Source organism: Halorubrum sp. GN12_10-3_MGM (assembly GCF_005435235.1).
GTDB classification, from domain to species: domain Archaea; phylum Halobacteriota; class Halobacteria; order Halobacteriales; family Haloferacaceae; genus Halorubrum; species Halorubrum ezzemoulense.
In genome coordinates this window covers 127,327-145,897 of record NZ_SGUB01000007.1, presented here as the reverse complement: position 1 = coordinate 145,897, position 18,571 = coordinate 127,327, and the positions used below count along the sequence as shown (strand labels likewise).

18 protein-coding genes and 1 pseudogene are annotated in these 18,571 nt (G+C 72.5%); 12 read left to right on the top strand and 7 right to left on the bottom strand.

Annotated elements, in window-relative coordinates:
* Positions 1 to 1,239, bottom strand: a pseudogene (locus tag EXE47_RS07735) (DNA mismatch repair protein MutS); the annotation flags it as partial.
* A 180-nt stretch (positions 1,240 to 1,419) separates the two neighbouring features.
* Between EXE47_RS07735 and EXE47_RS07730 the strand changes: the two are divergent.
* On the top strand, positions 1,420 to 1,965 hold the full coding sequence (locus tag EXE47_RS07730; RefSeq protein WP_049930639.1) for a DnaJ domain-containing protein: 546 nt from the start codon (positions 1,420 to 1,422) through the stop codon (positions 1,963 to 1,965).
* A gap of 16 nt (positions 1,966 to 1,981) precedes the next feature.
* Here the strand turns inward: EXE47_RS07730 and EXE47_RS07725 are convergent, their stop codons facing one another.
* Positions 1,982 to 2,662 carry a molybdenum cofactor guanylyltransferase gene (locus tag EXE47_RS07725; RefSeq protein ID WP_089308192.1) on the bottom strand — a complete coding sequence of 227 codons (681 nt, stop codon included), beginning with the start codon at positions 2,660 to 2,662 and terminating at the stop codon, positions 1,982 to 1,984.
* Positions 2,663 to 2,827: 165 nt separating this feature from the next.
* Here EXE47_RS07725 and pdxS point away from each other — a divergent pair, with 165 nt between their 5' ends.
* From pdxS to EXE47_RS07710, 3 genes are all read left to right on the top strand, one after another.
* The gene (pdxS, locus tag EXE47_RS07720) at positions 2,828 to 3,736 is read left to right on the top strand and encodes a pyridoxal 5'-phosphate synthase lyase subunit PdxS (RefSeq protein WP_049930642.1); all 909 of its coding nucleotides are present in this window, start codon (positions 2,828 to 2,830) and stop codon (positions 3,734 to 3,736) included.
* Positions 3,737 to 4,007: 271 nt separating this feature from the next.
* On the top strand, positions 4,008 to 5,333 hold the full coding sequence (locus EXE47_RS07715) for a 5'-deoxyadenosine deaminase (protein WP_089308191.1): 1,326 nt from the start codon (positions 4,008 to 4,010) through the stop codon (positions 5,331 to 5,333).
* 128 nt (positions 5,334 to 5,461) lie between these two features.
* Complete coding sequence (locus EXE47_RS07710; protein WP_089308190.1) at positions 5,462 to 6,532, top strand: DUF4382 domain-containing protein; 1,071 nt, start codon at positions 5,462 to 5,464, stop codon at positions 6,530 to 6,532.
* Here the strand turns inward: EXE47_RS07710 and EXE47_RS07705 are convergent, their stop codons facing one another.
* From EXE47_RS07705 to hemC, 4 genes are all read right to left on the bottom strand, one after another.
* Positions 6,533 to 6,934, bottom strand: a complete 402-nt coding sequence (locus tag EXE47_RS07705) for a hypothetical protein (protein ID WP_049930647.1) — start codon at positions 6,932 to 6,934, stop codon at positions 6,533 to 6,535. It abuts the gene before it with no gap.
* 227 nt (positions 6,935 to 7,161) lie between these two features.
* Complete coding sequence (locus EXE47_RS07700) at positions 7,162 to 7,938, bottom strand: uroporphyrinogen-III synthase (protein ID WP_089308189.1); 777 nt, start codon at positions 7,936 to 7,938, stop codon at positions 7,162 to 7,164.
* On the bottom strand, positions 7,935 to 8,822 hold the full coding sequence (gene cobA / locus EXE47_RS07695; RefSeq protein ID WP_086215632.1) for a uroporphyrinogen-III C-methyltransferase: 888 nt from the start codon (positions 8,820 to 8,822) through the stop codon (positions 7,935 to 7,937). The genes EXE47_RS07700 and cobA overlap by 4 nt, the downstream gene beginning before the upstream one ends.
* The gene (hemC, locus tag EXE47_RS07690) at positions 8,815 to 9,969 is read right to left on the bottom strand and encodes a hydroxymethylbilane synthase (RefSeq protein ID WP_049930651.1); all 1,155 of its coding nucleotides are present in this window, start codon (positions 9,967 to 9,969) and stop codon (positions 8,815 to 8,817) included. The genes cobA and hemC overlap by 8 nt, the downstream gene beginning before the upstream one ends.
* A gap of 163 nt (positions 9,970 to 10,132) precedes the next feature.
* On the opposite strand from hemC, the gene EXE47_RS07685 reads away from it, so the two are divergent.
* From EXE47_RS07685 to EXE47_RS07650, 8 genes are all read left to right on the top strand, one after another.
* On the top strand, positions 10,133 to 11,164 hold the full coding sequence (locus tag EXE47_RS07685) for a beta-ribofuranosylaminobenzene 5'-phosphate synthase family protein (RefSeq protein WP_049930653.1): 1,032 nt from the start codon (positions 10,133 to 10,135) through the stop codon (positions 11,162 to 11,164).
* A 54-nt stretch (positions 11,165 to 11,218) separates the two neighbouring features.
* Entirely contained in the window at positions 11,219 to 12,055 is an 837-nt protein-coding gene (locus tag EXE47_RS07680) for an HTR-like protein (protein WP_086215630.1), read from the top strand.
* 133 nt (positions 12,056 to 12,188) lie between these two features.
* The gene (locus tag EXE47_RS07675; protein ID WP_089308188.1) at positions 12,189 to 13,202 is read left to right on the top strand and encodes a hypothetical protein; all 1,014 of its coding nucleotides are present in this window, start codon (positions 12,189 to 12,191) and stop codon (positions 13,200 to 13,202) included.
* Positions 13,199 to 13,927, top strand: coding sequence for a hypothetical protein (locus EXE47_RS07670; RefSeq protein ID WP_086215628.1), 729 nt, complete (start codon positions 13,199 to 13,201; stop codon positions 13,925 to 13,927). The genes EXE47_RS07675 and EXE47_RS07670 overlap by 4 nt, the downstream gene beginning before the upstream one ends.
* Before the next feature lie 87 nt (positions 13,928 to 14,014).
* On the top strand, positions 14,015 to 15,112 hold the full coding sequence (locus EXE47_RS07665; protein WP_089308187.1) for a putative sulfate/molybdate transporter: 1,098 nt from the start codon (positions 14,015 to 14,017) through the stop codon (positions 15,110 to 15,112).
* 465 nt (positions 15,113 to 15,577) lie between these two features.
* On the top strand, positions 15,578 to 15,907 hold the full coding sequence (locus tag EXE47_RS07660) for a transcription factor S (protein WP_049930661.1): 330 nt from the start codon (positions 15,578 to 15,580) through the stop codon (positions 15,905 to 15,907).
* Between the two features lie 5 nt (positions 15,908 to 15,912).
* Entirely contained in the window at positions 15,913 to 16,464 is a 552-nt protein-coding gene (locus tag EXE47_RS07655; protein WP_086215639.1) for a hypothetical protein, read from the top strand.
* Positions 16,465 to 16,650: 186 nt separating this feature from the next.
* On the top strand, positions 16,651 to 17,895 hold the full coding sequence (locus EXE47_RS07650) for a glycosyltransferase family 2 protein (RefSeq protein ID WP_049930663.1): 1,245 nt from the start codon (positions 16,651 to 16,653) through the stop codon (positions 17,893 to 17,895).
* Between the two features lie 15 nt (positions 17,896 to 17,910).
* Here EXE47_RS07650 and EXE47_RS07645 read toward each other — a convergent pair whose 3' ends face one another.
* Positions 17,911 to 18,549, bottom strand: coding sequence for a CocE/NonD family hydrolase (locus tag EXE47_RS07645; RefSeq protein ID WP_049930665.1), 639 nt, complete (start codon positions 18,547 to 18,549; stop codon positions 17,911 to 17,913).
* Positions 18,550 to 18,571 lie beyond the last annotated feature (22 nt).

Genomic DNA, 18,571 nt, shown 5'->3' with positions numbered 1-18,571 from the left:
GTCGGTGGTGGGGCGTTCCTCTCCCTCCGCGCCCGCCAGCGTCGCCTTCAGGTCGGGGACGACGGCGAGCGTCCGGTGGAGCGAGCGCAGGTCGCGGGCGTCGGCCCGCCCCCGCGAGACGCGGCTCACCAGCCGTTCGAGGTCGTAGGCGGTCGCGAGCGCGTCGGCGACCCCCTCGCGAGCGAGGCTCCGGTCGGCGAGTTCGCCGACCGCGTCGTGGCGGCTCCGGATCGCGTCCGCGTCGACGAGCGGGCGCCGGAGCCAGCGCTCCAGACACCGTCGCCCGAGCGCGCAGTTCGTCTCGTCGAGCGCGTCGAACAGCGTGTCGCTCGCGCCAAGCCCCCGGTTCTCGAACAGCTCCAGGCTGCGCTGGGCCGCCGCGTCGAGCCGGAGCCGGTCGCGGGGGTCGTACCGCCGGACCCGAGTCACGTACGAGAGCGGGCCGTCGTCGCCCTGCGTGTACTCGGCGTACGCGAGCACCGCGCCGGCCGCCCGCAGCTCCGCGTCCGCGTCGAAGCGCCGCTCGGGCGCGGGGAGGTACGGCTCCAGCCGCTCGGTCGCAGTCCGGCGGTCGAAGGCGCCGGCGTCGTAGTCGTGCGTCGTCCACCCGCGCTCCGCGTCGCTCGGCTCGAAGGCCGGCGCGTCCGGCCCCGCGATGAGTTCGGCCGGGGCGATCCGGTCGAGTTCGCCCGCGACCGCGTCCGGACCGCCGGACGTGACGAGGCACTCGCCGGTCGAGACGTCGACCGCGGCGAGCCCGACGGTCGTCTCGGCGGAGTCGTCGTCTTCGGCCGCCACCGCCGCGACGTAGTTCGTCGTCCCCGACTCGAGGAGGTCGTCCTCGACGACGGTCCCGGGCGTGATCACCTCGGTGACGGCGCGGTCGACGAGCCCCGACGCCTGCGCAGCGTCCTCGACCTGGTCGCCGAGCGCGACGCGGTAGCCCGCGTCGAGTAGCGACTCGAGGTAGGGGGCCGCGTTGTCGATCGGGATCCCGGCCATCGGGTAGTCGCCGGTCGAGTCGGACCGCTCGGTCAGCGTCACCTCGCAGACGCGGGCCACGGTCTCGGCCGCCTCGCAGAACGCCTCGTAGAAGTCGCCGACCTGAAACAGGACGAGGGCGTCCCCGTGGGCGGCACAGAGGTCGGCGTACTGCGAGAGCATCGGCGTGAGATCCTCGCGGGCGGCGGCGATCCCGGGCGGTAGCCCCGTCACCGTCTCCCTGTCCGCCGGTTCCATACGCCGTACCCGGGCGGCCGCGGTGATAAACGGTGCGGAGGCGAGGAGCGGCAAGCGAGTGGGGCCGCGAGGGAGCGAGCGGAGGCGGCGGGCGACGCGAACGCCGCCCCCGACGTGACCCCCGCCTCGCCGGACGGCCGCCGTCGGGACTCTTACGGTCCTCCGTCCCCCAGTACGGCCGTGACGAACCGAACGATCGTCGTGGTGCTCGCCGGGGCGTTCGTCGGCATGACGGCGCTGCTCGTGATCGCGGGGATCGTCCTCCACCCGATCGCGTTAGCGCTCGCGCTGCCGTTCGGCGCCGTCTCGTACTTCCTCTGGTACCACGCCAGCGGACGCCTCGACGACCAGGCCCGGCGGTCCGCCGAGCGGGCGGGACCGACTGAGCGCGAGCGCGCGAGACAGCGCGCCCGCGCCGAGGCCAACCGAGAGCGCGCGTACCGCGCCGCCGGGACCGACGGCGGTCGGAGCGCGCGCGGCCGACGGGCCGGCGCTCGCGGTCCCGGCGGAGCCGGGGGTGGGGACCCCAGTGACCGCGCGCCCGCGGCCGACCGGATGAGCGAACGGGAGGCGTACGAGACCCTCGGCCTCGACCGCACGGCCGACGGCGAGACGGTTCGCCGGCGGTACCGAGAGCGCGCGAAGCGGCTCCACCCGGACGGCGAGGACGGCGACGAGGAGGACTTCAAGCAGCTCAACGAGGCATACGAAGTGCTGAAGGAGTGACCGCCGGCCGAGCGCCTCACGCCGCGTCGAGCGCGGCGGCGACCGCCCGCTCCGCGTCGTCGCGGTCGGACCGCGTGTTGACGTTGGTGAACGTGCGGTCGGTCGTCAGCGAGCGGATCGCCGCGTCGTCGACGACGACCTCGTCCAGCCGGTCCACCAGCGCCAGCACCTTCCGGTCGCCGCGACCGAGCGCGCGGTCGCAGGCGACCGCGGCCGGCTCCGTCGCGTAGACCGCCTGCGTCGTCTGGTACCACCGCCCGTCGAGCCGTGGGACCGCGGCCTCCGCGCCCGCGGCCGCCTCGCGGAGGTGGGCGAGGAAGCCCGGGTCGACGAACGGCATGTCACAGGCGACGACGACGGCGTAGGGGTCGGTTGCCGCCCGGCAGGCGTTCCGGATCCCCGCCAGCGGGCCGGGGTCCGGCGCCTCGTCGAGCGCCCAGCGGACGGACAGCGGGACCGCGGCCAGCGCGTCGGCGATCGCCTCGCGCTGGCCCGGGCGGCAGTTGACGACGAGTTCGTCGACGACTGGGTCGCCGCCGCTCGCGCGGTCGGCGCCGGGCGGGACCGGGTCGTCGGTCCCCGCGAGCCGGTCCGCGACCCGACGGATCATGGGGGTCCCGGCGATCGGCGCCACCGCCTTGTCCGCGTCGCCGAAGCGCGTCGAGCGGCCGCCGGCGAGGATGGCTCCGGTCGTCACGCTCGCGGCGTAGACGGCGGGGAGACTTCGCGGTTGCGGTGGCGACGCGCGAGCGCGGAGCGCGGCCGCGACGGACCGCGCTTCCGATCGCGACTGAACGGCGCGCTCGCCCGTCCATCCGCCCGAAAGCGACCCGTTAAGTGGCCGGCGACCCAAGCTATATTCATGCCAGAGGCCACGGATCTGGAGGAGCTGAAGCGGGGGACCGAGCTGGTCAAGCGCGGCTTCGCGCAGATGCAGAAGGGCGGCGTGATCATGGACGTCGTCAACCGCGAGCAGGCCCGCATCGCGGAGGACGCCGGCGCGGTCGCCGTGATGGTCCTCGAACACGTCCCGGCCGACATCCGGAAGCGCGGCGGCGTCGCCCGGATGCCCGACCCCGAGCGCGTCCCCGAGATCATCGACGAGGTGTCGATCCCGGTGATGGGGAAATCGCGGATCGGCCACCGCAAGGAGGCGGAGATCCTGGAGGCGCTCGGGATCGACATGATCGACGAGTCCGAGGTGCTCACGCCCGCCGACGACGAGTACCACACCGACAAGCGCGACTTCACGTCCCCGTTCGTCTGCGGGGCCCGGAACCTGCCGGAGGCGCTCCGCCGCATCAACGAGGGCGCGGCGATGATCCGGACGAAGGGCGAGGCCGGCACGGGCGACGTGAACCAGGCCGTCAAACACCAGCGCACGATCAAAAACCAGATCCGGACGCTCACCGGCCTCAACCACGAGGAGCGCGAGAAGTGGGCCCGCGAACACGGCGCACCGCGCGATCTGGTCCACGAGACCGCCGAGGCCGAGCGGCTCCCGGTCGTCAACTTCGCTGCCGGCGGCATCGCGACGCCGGCCGACGCCGCGCTGATGATGTACCACGGCTGCGACGGCATCTTCGTCGGCTCCGGCGTCTTCGGCGCGGAGGACCCCGAGGCGATGGGCACCTCCATCGTCGAGGCCGTCAACAACTGGGACGACCCCGAGGAGCTCGCCCGGATCGCGAGCGGCAGCGGCAAGGGGATGAAGGGTCAGTCCAACGAGGACATGGCCGAAGAAGAGCAGCTCCAGGGCCGCGGCGTTTAAATACGCGGTCTCGGGCCGCGCGACGATCTGTGATAACTGAGCCCGTGTGGCGGGCGTAGCGACGAGCGACCGTCAGACCGCGAACCCCGCCTGCGACCGTTCCGACGTTGATAGCGACACGCGGCGACCGCTCGACTGCGCCGAACGTCTCGTCGCTCCCGCCGCCGGACTCGCCGCCCCGGCGATCGCACGCTCGTCGGTCTCGAACTGATCGGGCCGGGGGTCGCGAACGGACAGCCTCTTCCCGGTCGACCGTCAGGAACGGACGGACATGCTGATCGCCGGAACCGTCGTGGCCGACTCCGAGACCGTCATCCCCGAGGGCGCCGTCGTCGTCGAGGGGAACACGATCGCCGCGGTCGGCGACGAGAGCATCCTGCGGGACCGATATCCCGACCACGAGCGGCGCGCGTTCGACGTCGTCGCGCCCGGCCTCGTCGGCGGCCACGTCCACTCCGTCCAGTCGCTGGGGCGGGGGATCGCGGACGACGCCGCCCTCCTCGACTGGCTGTTCGACGCGGTGTTGCCGATGGAGGCCGCGATGGACGCCGAGGCCACCCGCGCGGCCGCCGAACTCGGCTACTTGGAGTGTCTCGAGTCGGGCACGACGACCGTCGTCGACCACCTCTCGGTGAACCACGCGAACGAGGCGTTCGAGGCCGCGATCGAGACCGGGATCCGCGCGCGGCTCGGAAAGGTCCTGATGGACCGCGACTCGCCGGACGGCCTCTTGGAGGAGACTGACGCCGCGCTCGCGGAGAGCGAGGCGCTCATCCGGGAGTACCACGGGGCCGCAGGCGGGCGCGTCCGGTACGCGGTCACCCCGCGGTTCGCCGTCACCTGTACGGAGGCCTGCCTGCGCGGCTGCCGCGAGTTGGCCGACCGGTACGACGGCGTGACGATCCACACCCACGCCAGCGAGAACGAGGACGAGATCGAGACGGTCGAGGCCGACACCGGAAAGCGGAACATCCTCTGGCTCGACGAGGTCGGGCTGACTGGGCCGGACGTGACGCTCGCCCACTGCGTCCACACCGACGAGCGCGAGCGCGAGGTGCTCGCCGAGACCGACACGGTCGTCACCCACTGCCCCTCCTCGAACATGAAGCTCGCCTCGGGGATCGCCCCGGTTCAGGACTACCTCGACCGCGGGATGACGGTCGCGCTCGGCAACGACGGCCCGCCGTGTAACAACACGCTCGACCCCTTCACCGAGATGCGACAGGCGAGCCTCCTCGGCAAGGTCAACGCCCGCGACCCCACGAGGCTCCCCGCGTCGACCGTGCTGGAGATGGCGACCGAACACGGCGCCCGCGCCGCCGGCTTCGACCGCCTCGGCGCGCTGCGCGAGGGGCACCGCGCCGACGTAATCGGGATCACGACCGACCTGACGCGCGCGACGCCGGTCCACGACCCCCTCTCGCACCTCGTGTACGCGGCCCACGGCGACGACGTGACCTTCACCATGGTCGACGGCGCGGTCCGCTACGCGGACGGCGAGCACGTCGGGACCGACGCGGCGGCGGTCCGCGAGCGAGCGACGCGCCACGCGGAGCGCGTGGTCGAGCAGGCCGGCATCGACACGGCCAAACCGTAGGTCCGCCGGCGAGAGCGGGCCGCTCACCGTAAACCACCTCGATACCCGATAAAATCGGCTTTATCGGCGCAAATCCGACCGGAGTATCTCTCGTTTATACCCGTCCGCGGCCCGTCCGTCGAATCACCATGACGGACCGATCGCGGACGGCAGACGACGACGGATCGCAGCCGACAGACGACGACCGACCGGCCGACGCGGCCACCGGCGGCCTCGGCCGACGCGAGTTCGTCGCCGTCGGCGCCGGCGCGAGCGCGACGCTCCTCGCCGGCTGTACCGGCGGCGAATCGCCCCCGTCGTCTGGCGGCTCGGACGGCTCCGACGGCTCGGACGGCTCCGACGGCTCGGACGGCTCGGAACCGCTAACCGGCACTTTCCGGCTCCTCATCAGCGACGCCCCGGCCGACATCGACGACTTCGACCGGCTGGACGTGACCCTCGACCGAGCCCGCGTGTTCGAGGCTGGTGACGGCGAGGACGAGGACGACGAAGCCGGAGATGAAAACGAGGACGACGCCGGCGAGAACGTCACCGACACCGACGGTGACGACGGGTCCCCCAACGGAACGGCGGACGACGAGGACGAGGGGGACGACGTGGCAGGAGACGAGAGCGGAGACGACGAGGAAGACACCGAAGGAGACGACGACGAGGAAGACGACGCGGACGAGGGCGAGGACCGCGGCCTCAGGGTCGTCGACCTCGACGGCGCGACGGTCGACCTCACGCAGGTGATCGACGAGGACGCGATCGCCGTCTTCGACGGCGAGCTCCCGGCCGGGGACTACGAGAAGATCGAACTGGCGGTCTCCGCTATCGAGGGGATCGTCGACGGCGGCGAGGTCGACGTGAAGCTCCCGAGCGAGAAGCTCCAGATCACGAGCGGGTTCGAGGTCACCGCCGACGAGCCGGTCAGCTTCGTCTTCGATATCAACGTCGTCAAGCGCGGCAAGAACAACGGCTACATCCTCAAACCCGTGATCTCGGGCAGCGGGGTCGCGGGCCGCGACGTCGAGGTCAACGAGATCGACGAAGACGAGGACGGCGACGTCGAAGAGTCAGAGGCGGACGAAGACGGTGAGGAGGGCGGCGGCGAGGAGAGCGACGACGGGGAGACGACCGACGACTCCGGTGACGGCGACGCCACCGGTGGTAACGAGACGGACGACCCGGAGAACGGGACCGAGACCGGAAGCTAACTACGAGGAGGTCCCGACCGACGATGCGGTCGCGGACGGGCTCCTCGCCCACTGCATCGCGGCGTCGTCGTCGTTGAACGCCTCGGTGTCGACGCCCTCGACGTCGATGGTCCGCTTGAGGTACCGCCGCTTCGAGCGCTGCCCGACGACGGCGAAGCGGTCGACGCCGCGGGCGACCGCTATCTGCGCCGACTCGCGGAGCGCGCGCCGGCCGGCGTCCGAACACGGCCTGCTCGTCCGCACGACGATCACGATCGCGTCGACATCGTCGGGGTCGGTCGCGCTCCGCCAGCGGTCGAGCAGCGCCTCGCCGTCTGCGGGGCTCAGCCCAGTCCCGTGTGGGAACTCGACGACGAGGATATCCTCCTCGACCCGCAGCAGCCAGCGCTCGCTCGGTTCCATGGCACCCGATATCACGTTCCCGATAATAAATCCGCGCTCCCGAATATCACGAGTGGTATTTTCGCGGGCGAATCGGGACGCGACCGCGTCGTTACCCGCGAGCGAGCCGAAGCGACGAGAGACCCCGACGCCGCCTCGCGTTTTCGCTCCGGATATTCGGCGGCCGCGACGGCCGCCTCGACGCGGCCGCGCCGCTGTCGTTCCGCTTCAGTCACGCGACCGCGGGGTCAGCGCGGACCGTCGCCGGACGCGGCGGTCGACGCTTTGCCGGCCGCGTCGACGACCGCGGCCGCGAGCGACTCGAACGACGCCGCGTCGGGAACGACGTCGACGTCGACGCCGCGGTCGGCCGCGGTCTCGGCCGTCGGCGGGCCGATGGCGCCGACGACCGCGTCCCCCAGTCCGGCGCGCGCCGCCTCCTCGACCCCGCGGTCGGCGGCCGCCGCGAGGAAGTGGTCGACCGTGAGCGAGGAGGTGAACGCCGCCGCGTCGAGGTCGCCCGCGGCGGCCAGCTCCGCGGAGTCCCCCGCGGCGGCCGGCCGCGCGAGCCGATACAGGACGGTCTCGGTCACCTCGGCGCCGGCCTCGCGGAGCCCGTCGAGGAGGACGTCGCTGCCGTGATCGGAGCGGGCGACCGTCACGCGCTCGCCCGCGACCCGCGGTTCGAGCGCCGCGACGAGGCCCGCGGAGGTGTACTCTTCCGGGACGACGGCGACCGTCCACCCCGCGTCGCGGGCGGCCGCGGCGGTCGTCGGGCCGATGGCAGCGAGGTCGGCGTCCCCCGGCTCCCAGCCCGCCTCGGCGGCCAGTTCGACGCCGGTCTTGCTCGTGAACACGACGAGCGGCGCGGCGGCGGGGACGGCGCCCGTCGGCTCGACTTCGAGCATCGGGTCGGCGACCGGCTCCGCGCCGAGCGACCGGAGCAGCTCGACGGCCGCCTCGATCCGCTCGTCGTCCGGCCGGAAGACGGCCACGCGCGGGCGGCCACCCTCGTCTTCGCTCACGTCTCGTCACCTCCGACCGACCCGTCGTCGTCTCCCTCCGTCGCCGACCGGACCGGTGCGGAGCCGGCGTTCTCGAGGAAGGTCACGACGCGGTCGCGGGTCGCGGCAACGTCGCCGATCACGGTGATCGCTGGCGGCTCGATCCCCGCCTCGTCGCGGGCGTCGACGATCGTGTCGAGCGTGCCGGTCGCGACGCGCATGTCGGGCCACGTCGCGCGCTCGACGAGCGCGACGGGCGTGTCGCCGCCGAGGCCGGCGTCGCGGAGCTCGGCCGTGTACGCCGGCAGCTTCCCGACGCCCATCAGCACGACGATGGTGCCGCCGGTCGCCGCCAGCGCCTCCCAGTCGACGGCGGACTCGTCTTTCGTCGGGTCCTCGTGGCCCGTGACGAAGGAGACGGAGGAGGCGTGGTCGCGGTGGGTCACGGGGATCCCGGCCACGGAGGGCCCCGCGATGGCCGAGGTGACGCCGGGGACGACCTCGAAGGGGATCCCGACCTCGGCGAGGTGTTCGGCCTCCTCGCCGCCGCGGCCGAAGACGAACGGGTCGCCGCCCTTCAGCCGGACGACGCGGTTCCCCTCGCGGGCCAGCTCGACCATACGCCGGTTGGTGTACTCCTGCGGCGTCCACTCGCCGCCGGCGCGTTTCCCCACGTCCTCGCGCTTCGCCTCGGGGATCTCGCCGAGGATCTCCGGGCCCGGGAGCTTGTCGTGAAGGACCACGTCGGCCGACTCGATCAGTCGCTTCGCTTTCACCGTGAGCAGGTCCGGGTCGCCCGGGCCGGACCCGACGAGGAAGACGGTGCCGACGCCGTCGTCGCGCCGACGCGTCGGGGGTTCGTCCGCGTTCGCTCCGGAGCCCGCGCCGGCGCCGTCGTCACTCATCGGCGTCGGCCTCCTCGCGGGCCTCGGCTATCAGCTCGTCCGCCCCGCGGTCCGCGAGGTCGGCGGCAAACTCGGCGGCGGCCGTCGCGTGTGACCGGATCGGGAGGTCGCGGGTGTCGGCCACCTCCTCGGTGCCGTCGGTCGACAGCACCCGCGCTCTGACGTGGACGTGCTCGCCCTGAACCATCGCGGAGACGCCGATCGGCGCGACGCAGCCCCCGTTGAGCTCGCCGAGGATCGTCCGCTCGACGGTGACCGCGACGCGGGTCCGCGGGTGGTCGACCGCCTTACGGACCGCCTCGATCACGTCGGGGTCGCTCGCGGTGACGGCGATGGCCCCCTGCCCCGCCGCAGGGACGTACTCCTCGCGCGGGAGCCGTGTCGTCTCCACCTCGTAGAAGAGGTTCGAGCGGCGTAGGCCGGCCTCCGCGAGGACGACGGCGTCGTACTCGGTCTCGACCTTCCGCTCCATCGCGTCGCGTTCGAGGTCGGACAGCGAGTCGAACCACTCCTCGACGGTCTCGTCGAACTCCTCGTCGACCTCGTCGCCGTCGGTATCCTCGTCGTCCGTGTCGTCAGCGTTCTCGTCGCCGCCCTCGTCGGCCTCCGCCGTCAGGGCATTCTCCTCGCCCGACGCGATCAGGCGCCGCTCGTGTTCGGCCTGGAGGCCGGGCGCGAGCAGCTTCTCCAGCCGCGTGTCGACGTTGCCCCGGATCGGCTCGACGGTGAGGTCGGGGCGGGCCGCCCGGATCTGCGCCCCGCGGCGGAGCGAGCCGGTGCCGACGACGGCGCCCGCGGGGAGGTCCTCGATCCCGAGTCCCTCCGGCTGGACGACCACGTCGCCGGAGGGCGCCCGCTCGGGGACGCCGGCGACGACGAGCTCCGCCATCTCCTCGGTGGGGAGGTCCTTCAGCGAGTGGACCGCGAGGTCGGCGTCGCCGGCGAGCACCTCTTCGTCCAGGGCGCGCACGAACGCGCCTGTCTTCCCGAGGCGGTGGATCAGTTCGTCGGGGATCTGGTCGCCGCGCGTCTCCACCTGCCGGAGTTCGACGTCGCGGCGCCGGCTCGACAGCGCTTCGCGGACGGTCTCGGCCTGCCGGAGGGCCAGGTCCGACCCGCGGGTCGCGAGCCTGAGCGTTTCGGTCATACCCGGACCGAGGTCCCCCGCGTTCAAAAGCGCACCAGTTCGGCCGCCTCGGCGACCGAGACGGCTCGGTCCCCATTTGCGCGGCGCGGCTCAGGCGGACACCGAGGCAACTCCCGCCACCGTCACGGGCCCTTTATCCGTCGCGCCCCAAGCCGGAGGCGAGATGGCACGCGCGAGCGCCGGGGCGCGGCTCCACTTCGGCTTCTGTAACCTCAGCCTCTCGCACGAGCGCCTGTACGGCGCGCTCGGCGTCGGGCTCGACAGCCCCCGCGTCGTCGTCGACGCGGAACCGGCCCCGGCGGTGCGCGTGGCGGTCGAGCAAGCGGCGGGGACGCCGTCGAAGTCGGGCGATTCGTCGCCGAGCGTGCGCGACGACGTCCGCGGCTACGCGACCGCGGCGGTCGATCTGCTCGGGGTCGACGGCGCCCGCGTTACGGTCCGCGAGTCGCTCCCCCGTCACGCCGGACTCGGCAGCGGGACGCAACTGGCGGCGGCGACGCTCGCGGCGGTCGCGGCCGCGTACGACCTGCCCGCCAGAGTGCGCGAGCGCGCCCCGGCGCTCGGCCGCGGCGGGCGCTCCGGCGTCGGCGTCGCGACGTTCGAGGACGGGGGGTTCGTCCTTGACGCCGGCCACCCCACCGCGCGCTTCACCACCGACCGCCCCGCGAACGGCGAGTGGACCGTGCCGCCGGTGGCCGCGCGCCACGCCGTCCCGGACGACTGGCGCTTTCTGCTCGTCGCGCCCGAGGCGGCCGCCGGTCGGAACGGCGCGGCGGAGGACGACGCGATGCGGACCGCGGTCGAGCGCGCGGAGCCGGGGCTCGCCGACCGCATCGCCGGCATCGTCACCCGGCGCGCCCTCCCCGCGGTCGCGTCGGGGAACGCGGAGGCGTTCGGCGCCGCTGTCGCCGAGATCGGCCGGCTCAACGGGGCGTGGTACGCCGACGAGCAGGGCGGGGTGTACCGGCCGCCCGTGGGGGAGGTCGTCGACTCCCTGTCGGGGGCCGCGTCGGTGTTCGGCGCCGGGCAGTCCTCGTGGGGGCCGACCGTCTACGGCGTCACCGACGCGGCCCGCGCGGACGCGGCGCGCGACGCCGGCCGGCGCGCCCTCGACGCGGCCGGCGTCGGCGGCGAGGTGTCGGTCGTCCGGGCGACCGACGAGGGGGCGCGAGTCGACGAGAGCGCGGGCGAGTGAGTGGGACGGGCTGGGAGGGGTAACACTAAGCCCCGCGGCGACGGGGCGTAAGCCATGTCCAGTGTTCCGTTCGGGATCGCGCGCCTCGACTCGATTCTCGGGGGCGGCGCACCCGCCGGGAGCGTCGTGCTGCTCGCGGGCGAGGCGGGCGCCGGCGCCCGGGAGTTCGCGTACACGAGCGCCGCGATGAACGCCTTGGCGCGCACCGACGAGGAGCTGTTCGACCTGTACTACGGCGACATCGACGCCGACGCCGCGCTCCCCGACTCGGTCCACTACATCTCCTTCACCGCCGACACCGACGCGATCACCCGGGAGATGGCGTACACGATGGCCGACGAGATCGTCGACACGGCCGTCGACGAGATCGCCTTCCGCGACCTCTCGCCGGAGTACTTCCAGCTGTCGCCGGTGCCGCGCGACTGGTACGAGACGGAGACGGCGTCGATCACGGAGCTCGGCGACCGCGGCGAGTACGAGGACGTCCTCACCGCGTTCGGCGACTACCTCTCGGAACACGGCCGGGGGAGCCTCGTCTGTATCGACTCCGTCACCGACCTCGTCTCGATGGTCTCCGACGACACCGACTGGAGCGACGTGGCGATGGTGATGAAGGGGCTGAAGAAGGCCGCCTACGAGTGGGACGCCCTGGTCCTCGTGTTGGTGAACACCGACGCGCTCCGCGACCGCGAGTTCGGCACCCTGATGGACGCCGCGGGCGGGACACTCCAGTTCTCGTGGGAGAGCGGCGGCTCGCAGCGCGCCCGAACCATGTTCGTCCGCGAGTTCCGCGGCGTCCTCTCGCGGCTGGAGGCCGAGAACATCGTCCGCTTCGAGACGGAGATCCACGAGGGCGGGTTCGACATCAGCGACGTTCGCAAGATCCGGTAGCGGGCGCAGTTCGACCCGACCCTCCGCCCGTCTCCCGATCGAGTGGCGCCCGCCGAGTATCGATCTGGAGAACGCCGCGACAGGTTACTTAAGCCTCGCCGCTCAATGTCACGTAGATGACGGAGGACCCGCGATGAGCGACCTCGACCCGGCGACGGCCGCCCTCGACGCCGCCGCCGAGGACGCCGGCGTGAGCCGCGAGGAGCTCCTCAAGCGCGCGCTCGTCGCGCTCGCGGAGTCCGAGGGGATCGATGTCCCCGACTCCGACGAGGTGGCGGCGATCGAAGCGCGCCTCGACGACCTCGACGAGGAGCTCGACGAGAAGGTTGCGGACCTCCGGGAGCGGTTCGTCGACCTCTACCGCGAGGTGGAGGCGCTCGACTCGGGCGAAGCCGCCGAGGACGCGCAATCGTCGGCCCCCGGGCTCGCCGACGCGGACGAGGCCGAATCGCGGGTCGACGACCTCGCCGACGAACTGGAGGAGGTCGCCGCCCGGCTCGACCGCCTCGACGCGGCCGCCGCCGACGCGCCGTCCTCGGATCGGGTCGACGACCTCGACGACCGGCTGGACGCCGTCGACGACCGACTGGACGCCGTCGACGCCCGGCTCGATGACCTGAATGCCGTCGGCGACCGCCTCGACGCCTTCGACGAGCGGCTCGGTGGGGCGGAAGACCGCTTCGATGCGGTCGAAGAGCGGGTCGACAGCGTCGACGACCGCCTCGACGGCGTCGAGTCGGACCTCGCGGGGATCTCCGCGGACGACCTGACCGAGATCGACGAGAAGCTCTCGCGGGTCGCGAACGCGGTCGTGAAGCTCAAGCGCCGGCTCGACGCGGCCGAGCGCGACCGCGCCGACCGAGAGCGCGTGGACGCCCTGACGCGGACGGCGAACCGCCACGGCGTGCGGACCGCGGACTGCGGCCACTGCGGCGGCGGCGTGGAACTGGGACTGTTGTCGGCGCCCGAGTGCCCCCACTGCGGCCGCCGGTTCGAGGACTTGGAGCCGAACGCCGGCTTCCTCGGGACCTCGAAGCTCCTCGTCGCGGACAAGCCCGCCATCGACGGCGACGTCGCGGACGGCGACGGGACGGACCGAACGGGAACCGCCGCGAGCGACGGCGGACCCGACGGAGAGTACCGATGAGCGACGACGACCGATCGGACGGCGACCGGTCTGACGGCGCCGACGACCGATCGGACGGCGACGCCGCACCGGAAGGCGACCCCTTCGGCGGCGGACTCTTCGACGACGAGCCGACCGACGAGGTCGACGAAGCGTTCGACGCGCCCGACAGAGACGAGGCCGACGAGGCCTTCGGCGCGCCTGACGGAGACGAGACCGACGATCCCTTCGCGGCGCTCGGCGGCGGGACCGAGGGAAGTGCGGGCCCCGTGACCGGGTCGGACGGCGACGCGACCGGCGGCGCGCCACGCGAGGACCCGGAGCCGCGCGCGCCGGCGGACGACCCGTTCGCCGATCTGGACACCGACGGCACGGCGGCCGACGAGGACCCGTTCGAGTCGATGGGGACCGGCGAAGTCGGCGAGGAGGACGTCTGGGAGGCGCTCGACGAGGAGGCGTCGGTCGGGACCGACGCGACGGCGTTCGACGACCTCGGCGCCGACGGGGAGGTGGGCGGCGCGGCGACGCGCTCGCCGGGCCCGACATCGGACGCCGGGAGGGCCGGCGACGAGCACGTCGTCGACAAGCGGAGCTACTGCCAGCGGTGCCCGCACTTCACGGCGCCGCCCGAGACGGCGTGTGCGCACGAGGGGACCGAGATCGTCGAGTCGGTCGACTTCTCTCAGTTCCGGGTCCGCAACTGCCCGATGATCGACGCGGACGACCCCGCCTTCGACGGCGAGTAACCGGAACCAGTTCCTTCGGGTCGCCTGCGTACTCCCGACCGATTTCTGAACACGTTCAAGCGCGTTCGCCCGGAAGTGGCGCGTCACGTGATAGGATCCCTCTCGAAGTCGGACCGCCCCGTCGATTTCGGGTCCGGGGAGGTCACCGGCGCGATAGGGGATTCGATTACGGTGATCCCGCTCGTCGTCGCGCTGGCGCTGTTGACGGACGTCTCGCTGCCGCACGCGCTCGCCGCGTTCGGCGCGTTCCAGATCGTCTGGGGCGTCCGGTACGGGCTACCGATCTCGGTCGAGCCGATGAAGGCGCTGGCCGCGCTCGCGATAGCGGGCGCACTCACCTACGCCGAACTCGCGCTCGCGGGGGTTATCCTCGGCGCCGTCCTCCTCGCGATCGGCCTCTCGGGGACGCTCGGGTACGTCGAGCGGTGGATCGGCGAGCCGGTCATCCGCGGCGTCCAGTTCGCGGTCGGCCTCGTCCTCTTGGAGACGGGGCTCCGACTCGCGGCCGACGACCCGCTCGTGGCGCTCGTCGGCGTCGCGATCGCCGCCGTGTTCGCGCTCACGGGGCACGGGAAAGCGAGTGCGCTGGCCGTCGCCCTCGTCGGCGTCGCGGCCGCGCTCGTCGTCGCCGGCGTCCCCTCGCCGCGGCTGCCGGGCGCACCGCCGACGCCGGCGTTCGGCGCGGCGCTCACGCGCGCCACCGTTGACGGCGTGGTCGCGCAGCTGGCGATGACGATCGGCAACGCCGCGCTAGCGACCGCGCTCCTCTTCTCCGACCTGCTCGACGCCGACATCACGCCCGACGAGCTGTCGACGAGCATGGGGGTGACGAACCTGATCGCGGTGCCGCTCGGCGGGGTCCCGATGTGTCACGGTTGCGACGGGGTCGCCGGAAAGCACGCGTTCGGCGCGCGCACCGGCGGCGCGAACCTCGTCCTCGGGGGCGGCTACCTCGTCGCCGCGCTCTTCGCCACGCCCGCGCTGATCGCGGCGTTCCCGCTCGCGATGCTCGGCGCGCTCCTCGCGATCGTCGCCGTCTCCCTCGCGCGCAACGTCACCGACTCGGGGAACCGTGCGCTCTCCGTCGGTATCGGTCTCCTCGCGCTGGCGACGAACCTCGGCGTCGCCTTCCTCGTCGGGATCGCGATCCACCTCGCCTGGGAGCGAGTCCGAGTGAGCGACTAGGCCGCTGAGCGGACGCGCCAGTTATATATGAAACTGCTGCGGCGCGCGCCTGCGAGCGGCCGCCACCGGCGGCCGCGAGCCAGCGCGTGCGAGGGAGTCGGTCGCCGAGCAAAGCGACGGCGACCGACGAGGGCGGGGAGGCGTGAGGTGCGGCGCGGTGCTGTGTGGGGTGGGACTCAAAGGGGCACGCGAGGGCGCCGCAGGTGACGCAAGGACCGCAAGGAGAGAGCGAAGCGAACGACTGAGGACCGAAGCGAACGTGCGGCGCCCTCGCGGCTGGAGCTTTGGAGGTACTCACCGACGACACGACGGTGTTTATTTATAATCGAGCAGCTGGGGTTTTGGGGGTATACGCCGTCGATCACTCGACGACACCGAGACCCCGGGACACGTGCCTCACCCCACGCGGCGTATTCGACCGTACCCCCCGAACCTAAACCGCTCGCCCCCATGCGATACTCGTATATGCAGTTCTGTGACGACTGCGGCTCGATGATGGTCTCTCGCGACGGGGAGATGGTGTGTCAGAACGACGGCTGCGGCGCGACGACCGAACGCGACGAGGCGCTCGCCGCCGAGTTCGAGTCGACCACCGAACAGACCGGCGACGAGGTGATCGAGACGGAGGAGGGCGCGAACTTCGAGGGGAAGCCCACCGCGACCGACGTTGTCTGTGACGAGTGCGGCCACGGCGAGGCGTGGTACACGATCAAACAGACCGGCGCCGCCGACGAGCCGCCGACGCGCTTTTTCAAGTGTAAGGAGTGTGGCCGCCGCTGGCGGGGATACAACTGACCGCGATGCCGCCGGGAGGTCGACGGACTCGGCTCGTCCGCGCGCTCGCCGCCCTTTCGCTCGCCGCGCCCGCGGTCTTCCTCGTCGGCCGCGCCGTCGGCTTCTGGCGCGTCAGGCTCGCGGTCGGGAAGCTGCTCGCGCTGCTGCCCGACGACGGAGCCCCCGATCACGTCCGAGTGCTGCCGCCGCCGGCCGACGAGTACGCCGGAACGCTCCAGACGACCCCCGCTGAGACCCGCGAGCAGCTCCCCGAGCAGGGCTTCTCCGAGCTCATCCGGGCCTACTTCCACGCGTACGACCGCGACGGGGAGGCCGTCCACGAGGTCGGTAGCTTCGTCCACCGGCCCGAGGGCCTCACCGGCGACTGGCAGGTCCACGTCCGGCTGTTCCCCGCGCCCGACGGCGCCACCGAGGTGTGGGCGCACTGGGAGCGGAACCCGTACGTGGCCCCGCTGGCGCACCTGCGGATGGAGGGGTACGACCCGGCCCGCGGCCAGCGGATGGCGGCCGAACTGATCGATGACCTGCGGTGCGCGCGCGACGACGGGGCGGCGTGAGCCGGCGCGCACCGGCAGTTCGTGCGTTTCAATAACGCGTCACCAACTAACACACACCATAGCACTGCGTTCTGGCGATTTATTCGAGTTGGACGGAATTGACGCGTAAATTCGGCCGAAACGCGGCCGAATCCCGCTGTAGCGTTTGGACGGTTCATAGGGCACGGGGCGGGAGGTGGGGCCACGATGAACACCGAACGCATCGCACTGATCGCGGTGACGCTGGCGCTCGTCGTCGGCGGCCTCGCGACGCTGTTCGCACCGACCGTCGTCGCCGGCCCGGGCGGCGCTCCCGGGCAGGCGGCGGTCACCACCGCCGTCGCCGACGGCGGACTCGGGTCGCTGTTCGGGCTCGCGCTCTGGGGCGTGACGCTCCTCTTCGGCGCGACCGCGCTCGTCTGGTTCGTGTTCGCGGCGGTCGTGGGTGCGGGCCACGAGACGCCGCCGAACGAGTACGGCCTCGACGAGATCCAAGTCCGCATCATGACCGTCGACGCCGCCGAGGTCGTTCAGGAGACCGTCGACTCCCTGCCGGAGGGGCTCGACGACGTTCACGTGATCGCGGAGTCGCCCGTCGACGTGACCGGCGCGACGGTCCACGCCGTCCCGGAGGCGTTCACGTGCGACGCGGTCCGGAAGGGCCGCGCGCAGGAGTGGGCACGGCAGTCGCTCGACTGCGGGAAGGCGTTCGTCCTCTACCTCGACGAGGACAGCGTTGTCGAGTCGCTCGACGGGCTCCCGGACGCCGACATCGTTCAGCTCCGCGAGAAGCCCCGGCTCACGGGGTCGAACCTCAGCTACTTGGCGGACATGTACCGGATGGGCGTCCAGATCGAACAGCGCGCGTTCGCGCGCCTCTCGATTCCCCTGTTCGCGTGGGGCGGCGGCATCGCGGTCCGCAGCGAGGTGGAGGACGAAACCACGTGGGACCGTGAGACGCTCGTCGAGGACACCGCGTTCGTCTGGGCGGCCTTCCGCGAGCTCGACGTGACGTTCGCGCTCTCGGACGCGGTCTGCCGCAACGAGGCGCCGCCCTCGCTGTACGAGATCCTCCAGCAGCGCCGCCGCTGGGCGGCCGGGAACGTCCGGGCGTCGACGATGCTCCCACTGCGCTACGAGCTGTTGACTAGGGTCCGCAACTACGCGTGGGCGCTCTCGCCGATCGTCACCCTGCTCGTCGTCCCGTTGTCGCTTCTGGGCGTGACCATCGCGCACAGCGGGCTGTTCTTCGCCGCGTCGATGGGGCTGGCGCTCTGTACGCTGGGCTGGTTCCTGCTCGGCGTCCGGTACTACGGCGACGACCACCGCCGCTGGGCGCTCGCGGTGCCGCTGGCGCCGCTCATTACCGTCGTCCACTCGATGGGGACAGTCGCCGGGATCGTCAACCCGCCGGAGACGTTCCGGGTGACGACGAAGGTCGGCAGCGAGTAACCGCTCCGAGCGCGGCTACGACCCGTCGCGAAGCCGCGGCCCGAGGAACGCCGCGACCGCCTCGCCGACCTTTCCGCTCCGCCCGACGAAGAAGTGGTCGGACTCGAACGCGACCGTCTCGACGCCCAGTTCCGTCGCACGTTCGACCACCGGCTCCCAGTCCGCCGTCGAGTCCCGCGTCGCGTACAGGACGCGAACCGGGACGCCCCGGTCGACTATCTCTCCGAGCGCGTCGACCGCGTCGGTGTCGGGGTTCAGGCGGGCGGTCGGCGCGAGCGCGCAGACGCCCGTCAGCTCGGGCCGCGACGCGGCCGCGACGAGCGCGACCGTGCCGCCGAACGAGAAGCCGAACAGCCCGACGCGGTCGTAGCGCTCGCGCGCCCAGCCGACCGCCCGGTCCGCGTCGGTGGTCTCGCCGTACCCCTCGTCCCAGTCGCCGTAGTCGAAGCGGAGGCAGTCGACGCCGCGGTCGGTCACGGCGTCGGAGACGGCCACCAGCCGCTCGTCGCCTCGGTGGCCGCGCTGCTGGGGATGCGGCGGGCAAGCGACGACGACCGCATCCGCGGACGGCGCGTCGGCCGAGGCGTCGCTCGCGGCCGTATCAAGAGTCGCGCGCACGTCGCGACCGCCGGGGATCAGGACGGTGTCGCTCATCGGGATCGGGCGGTCGGGTCGA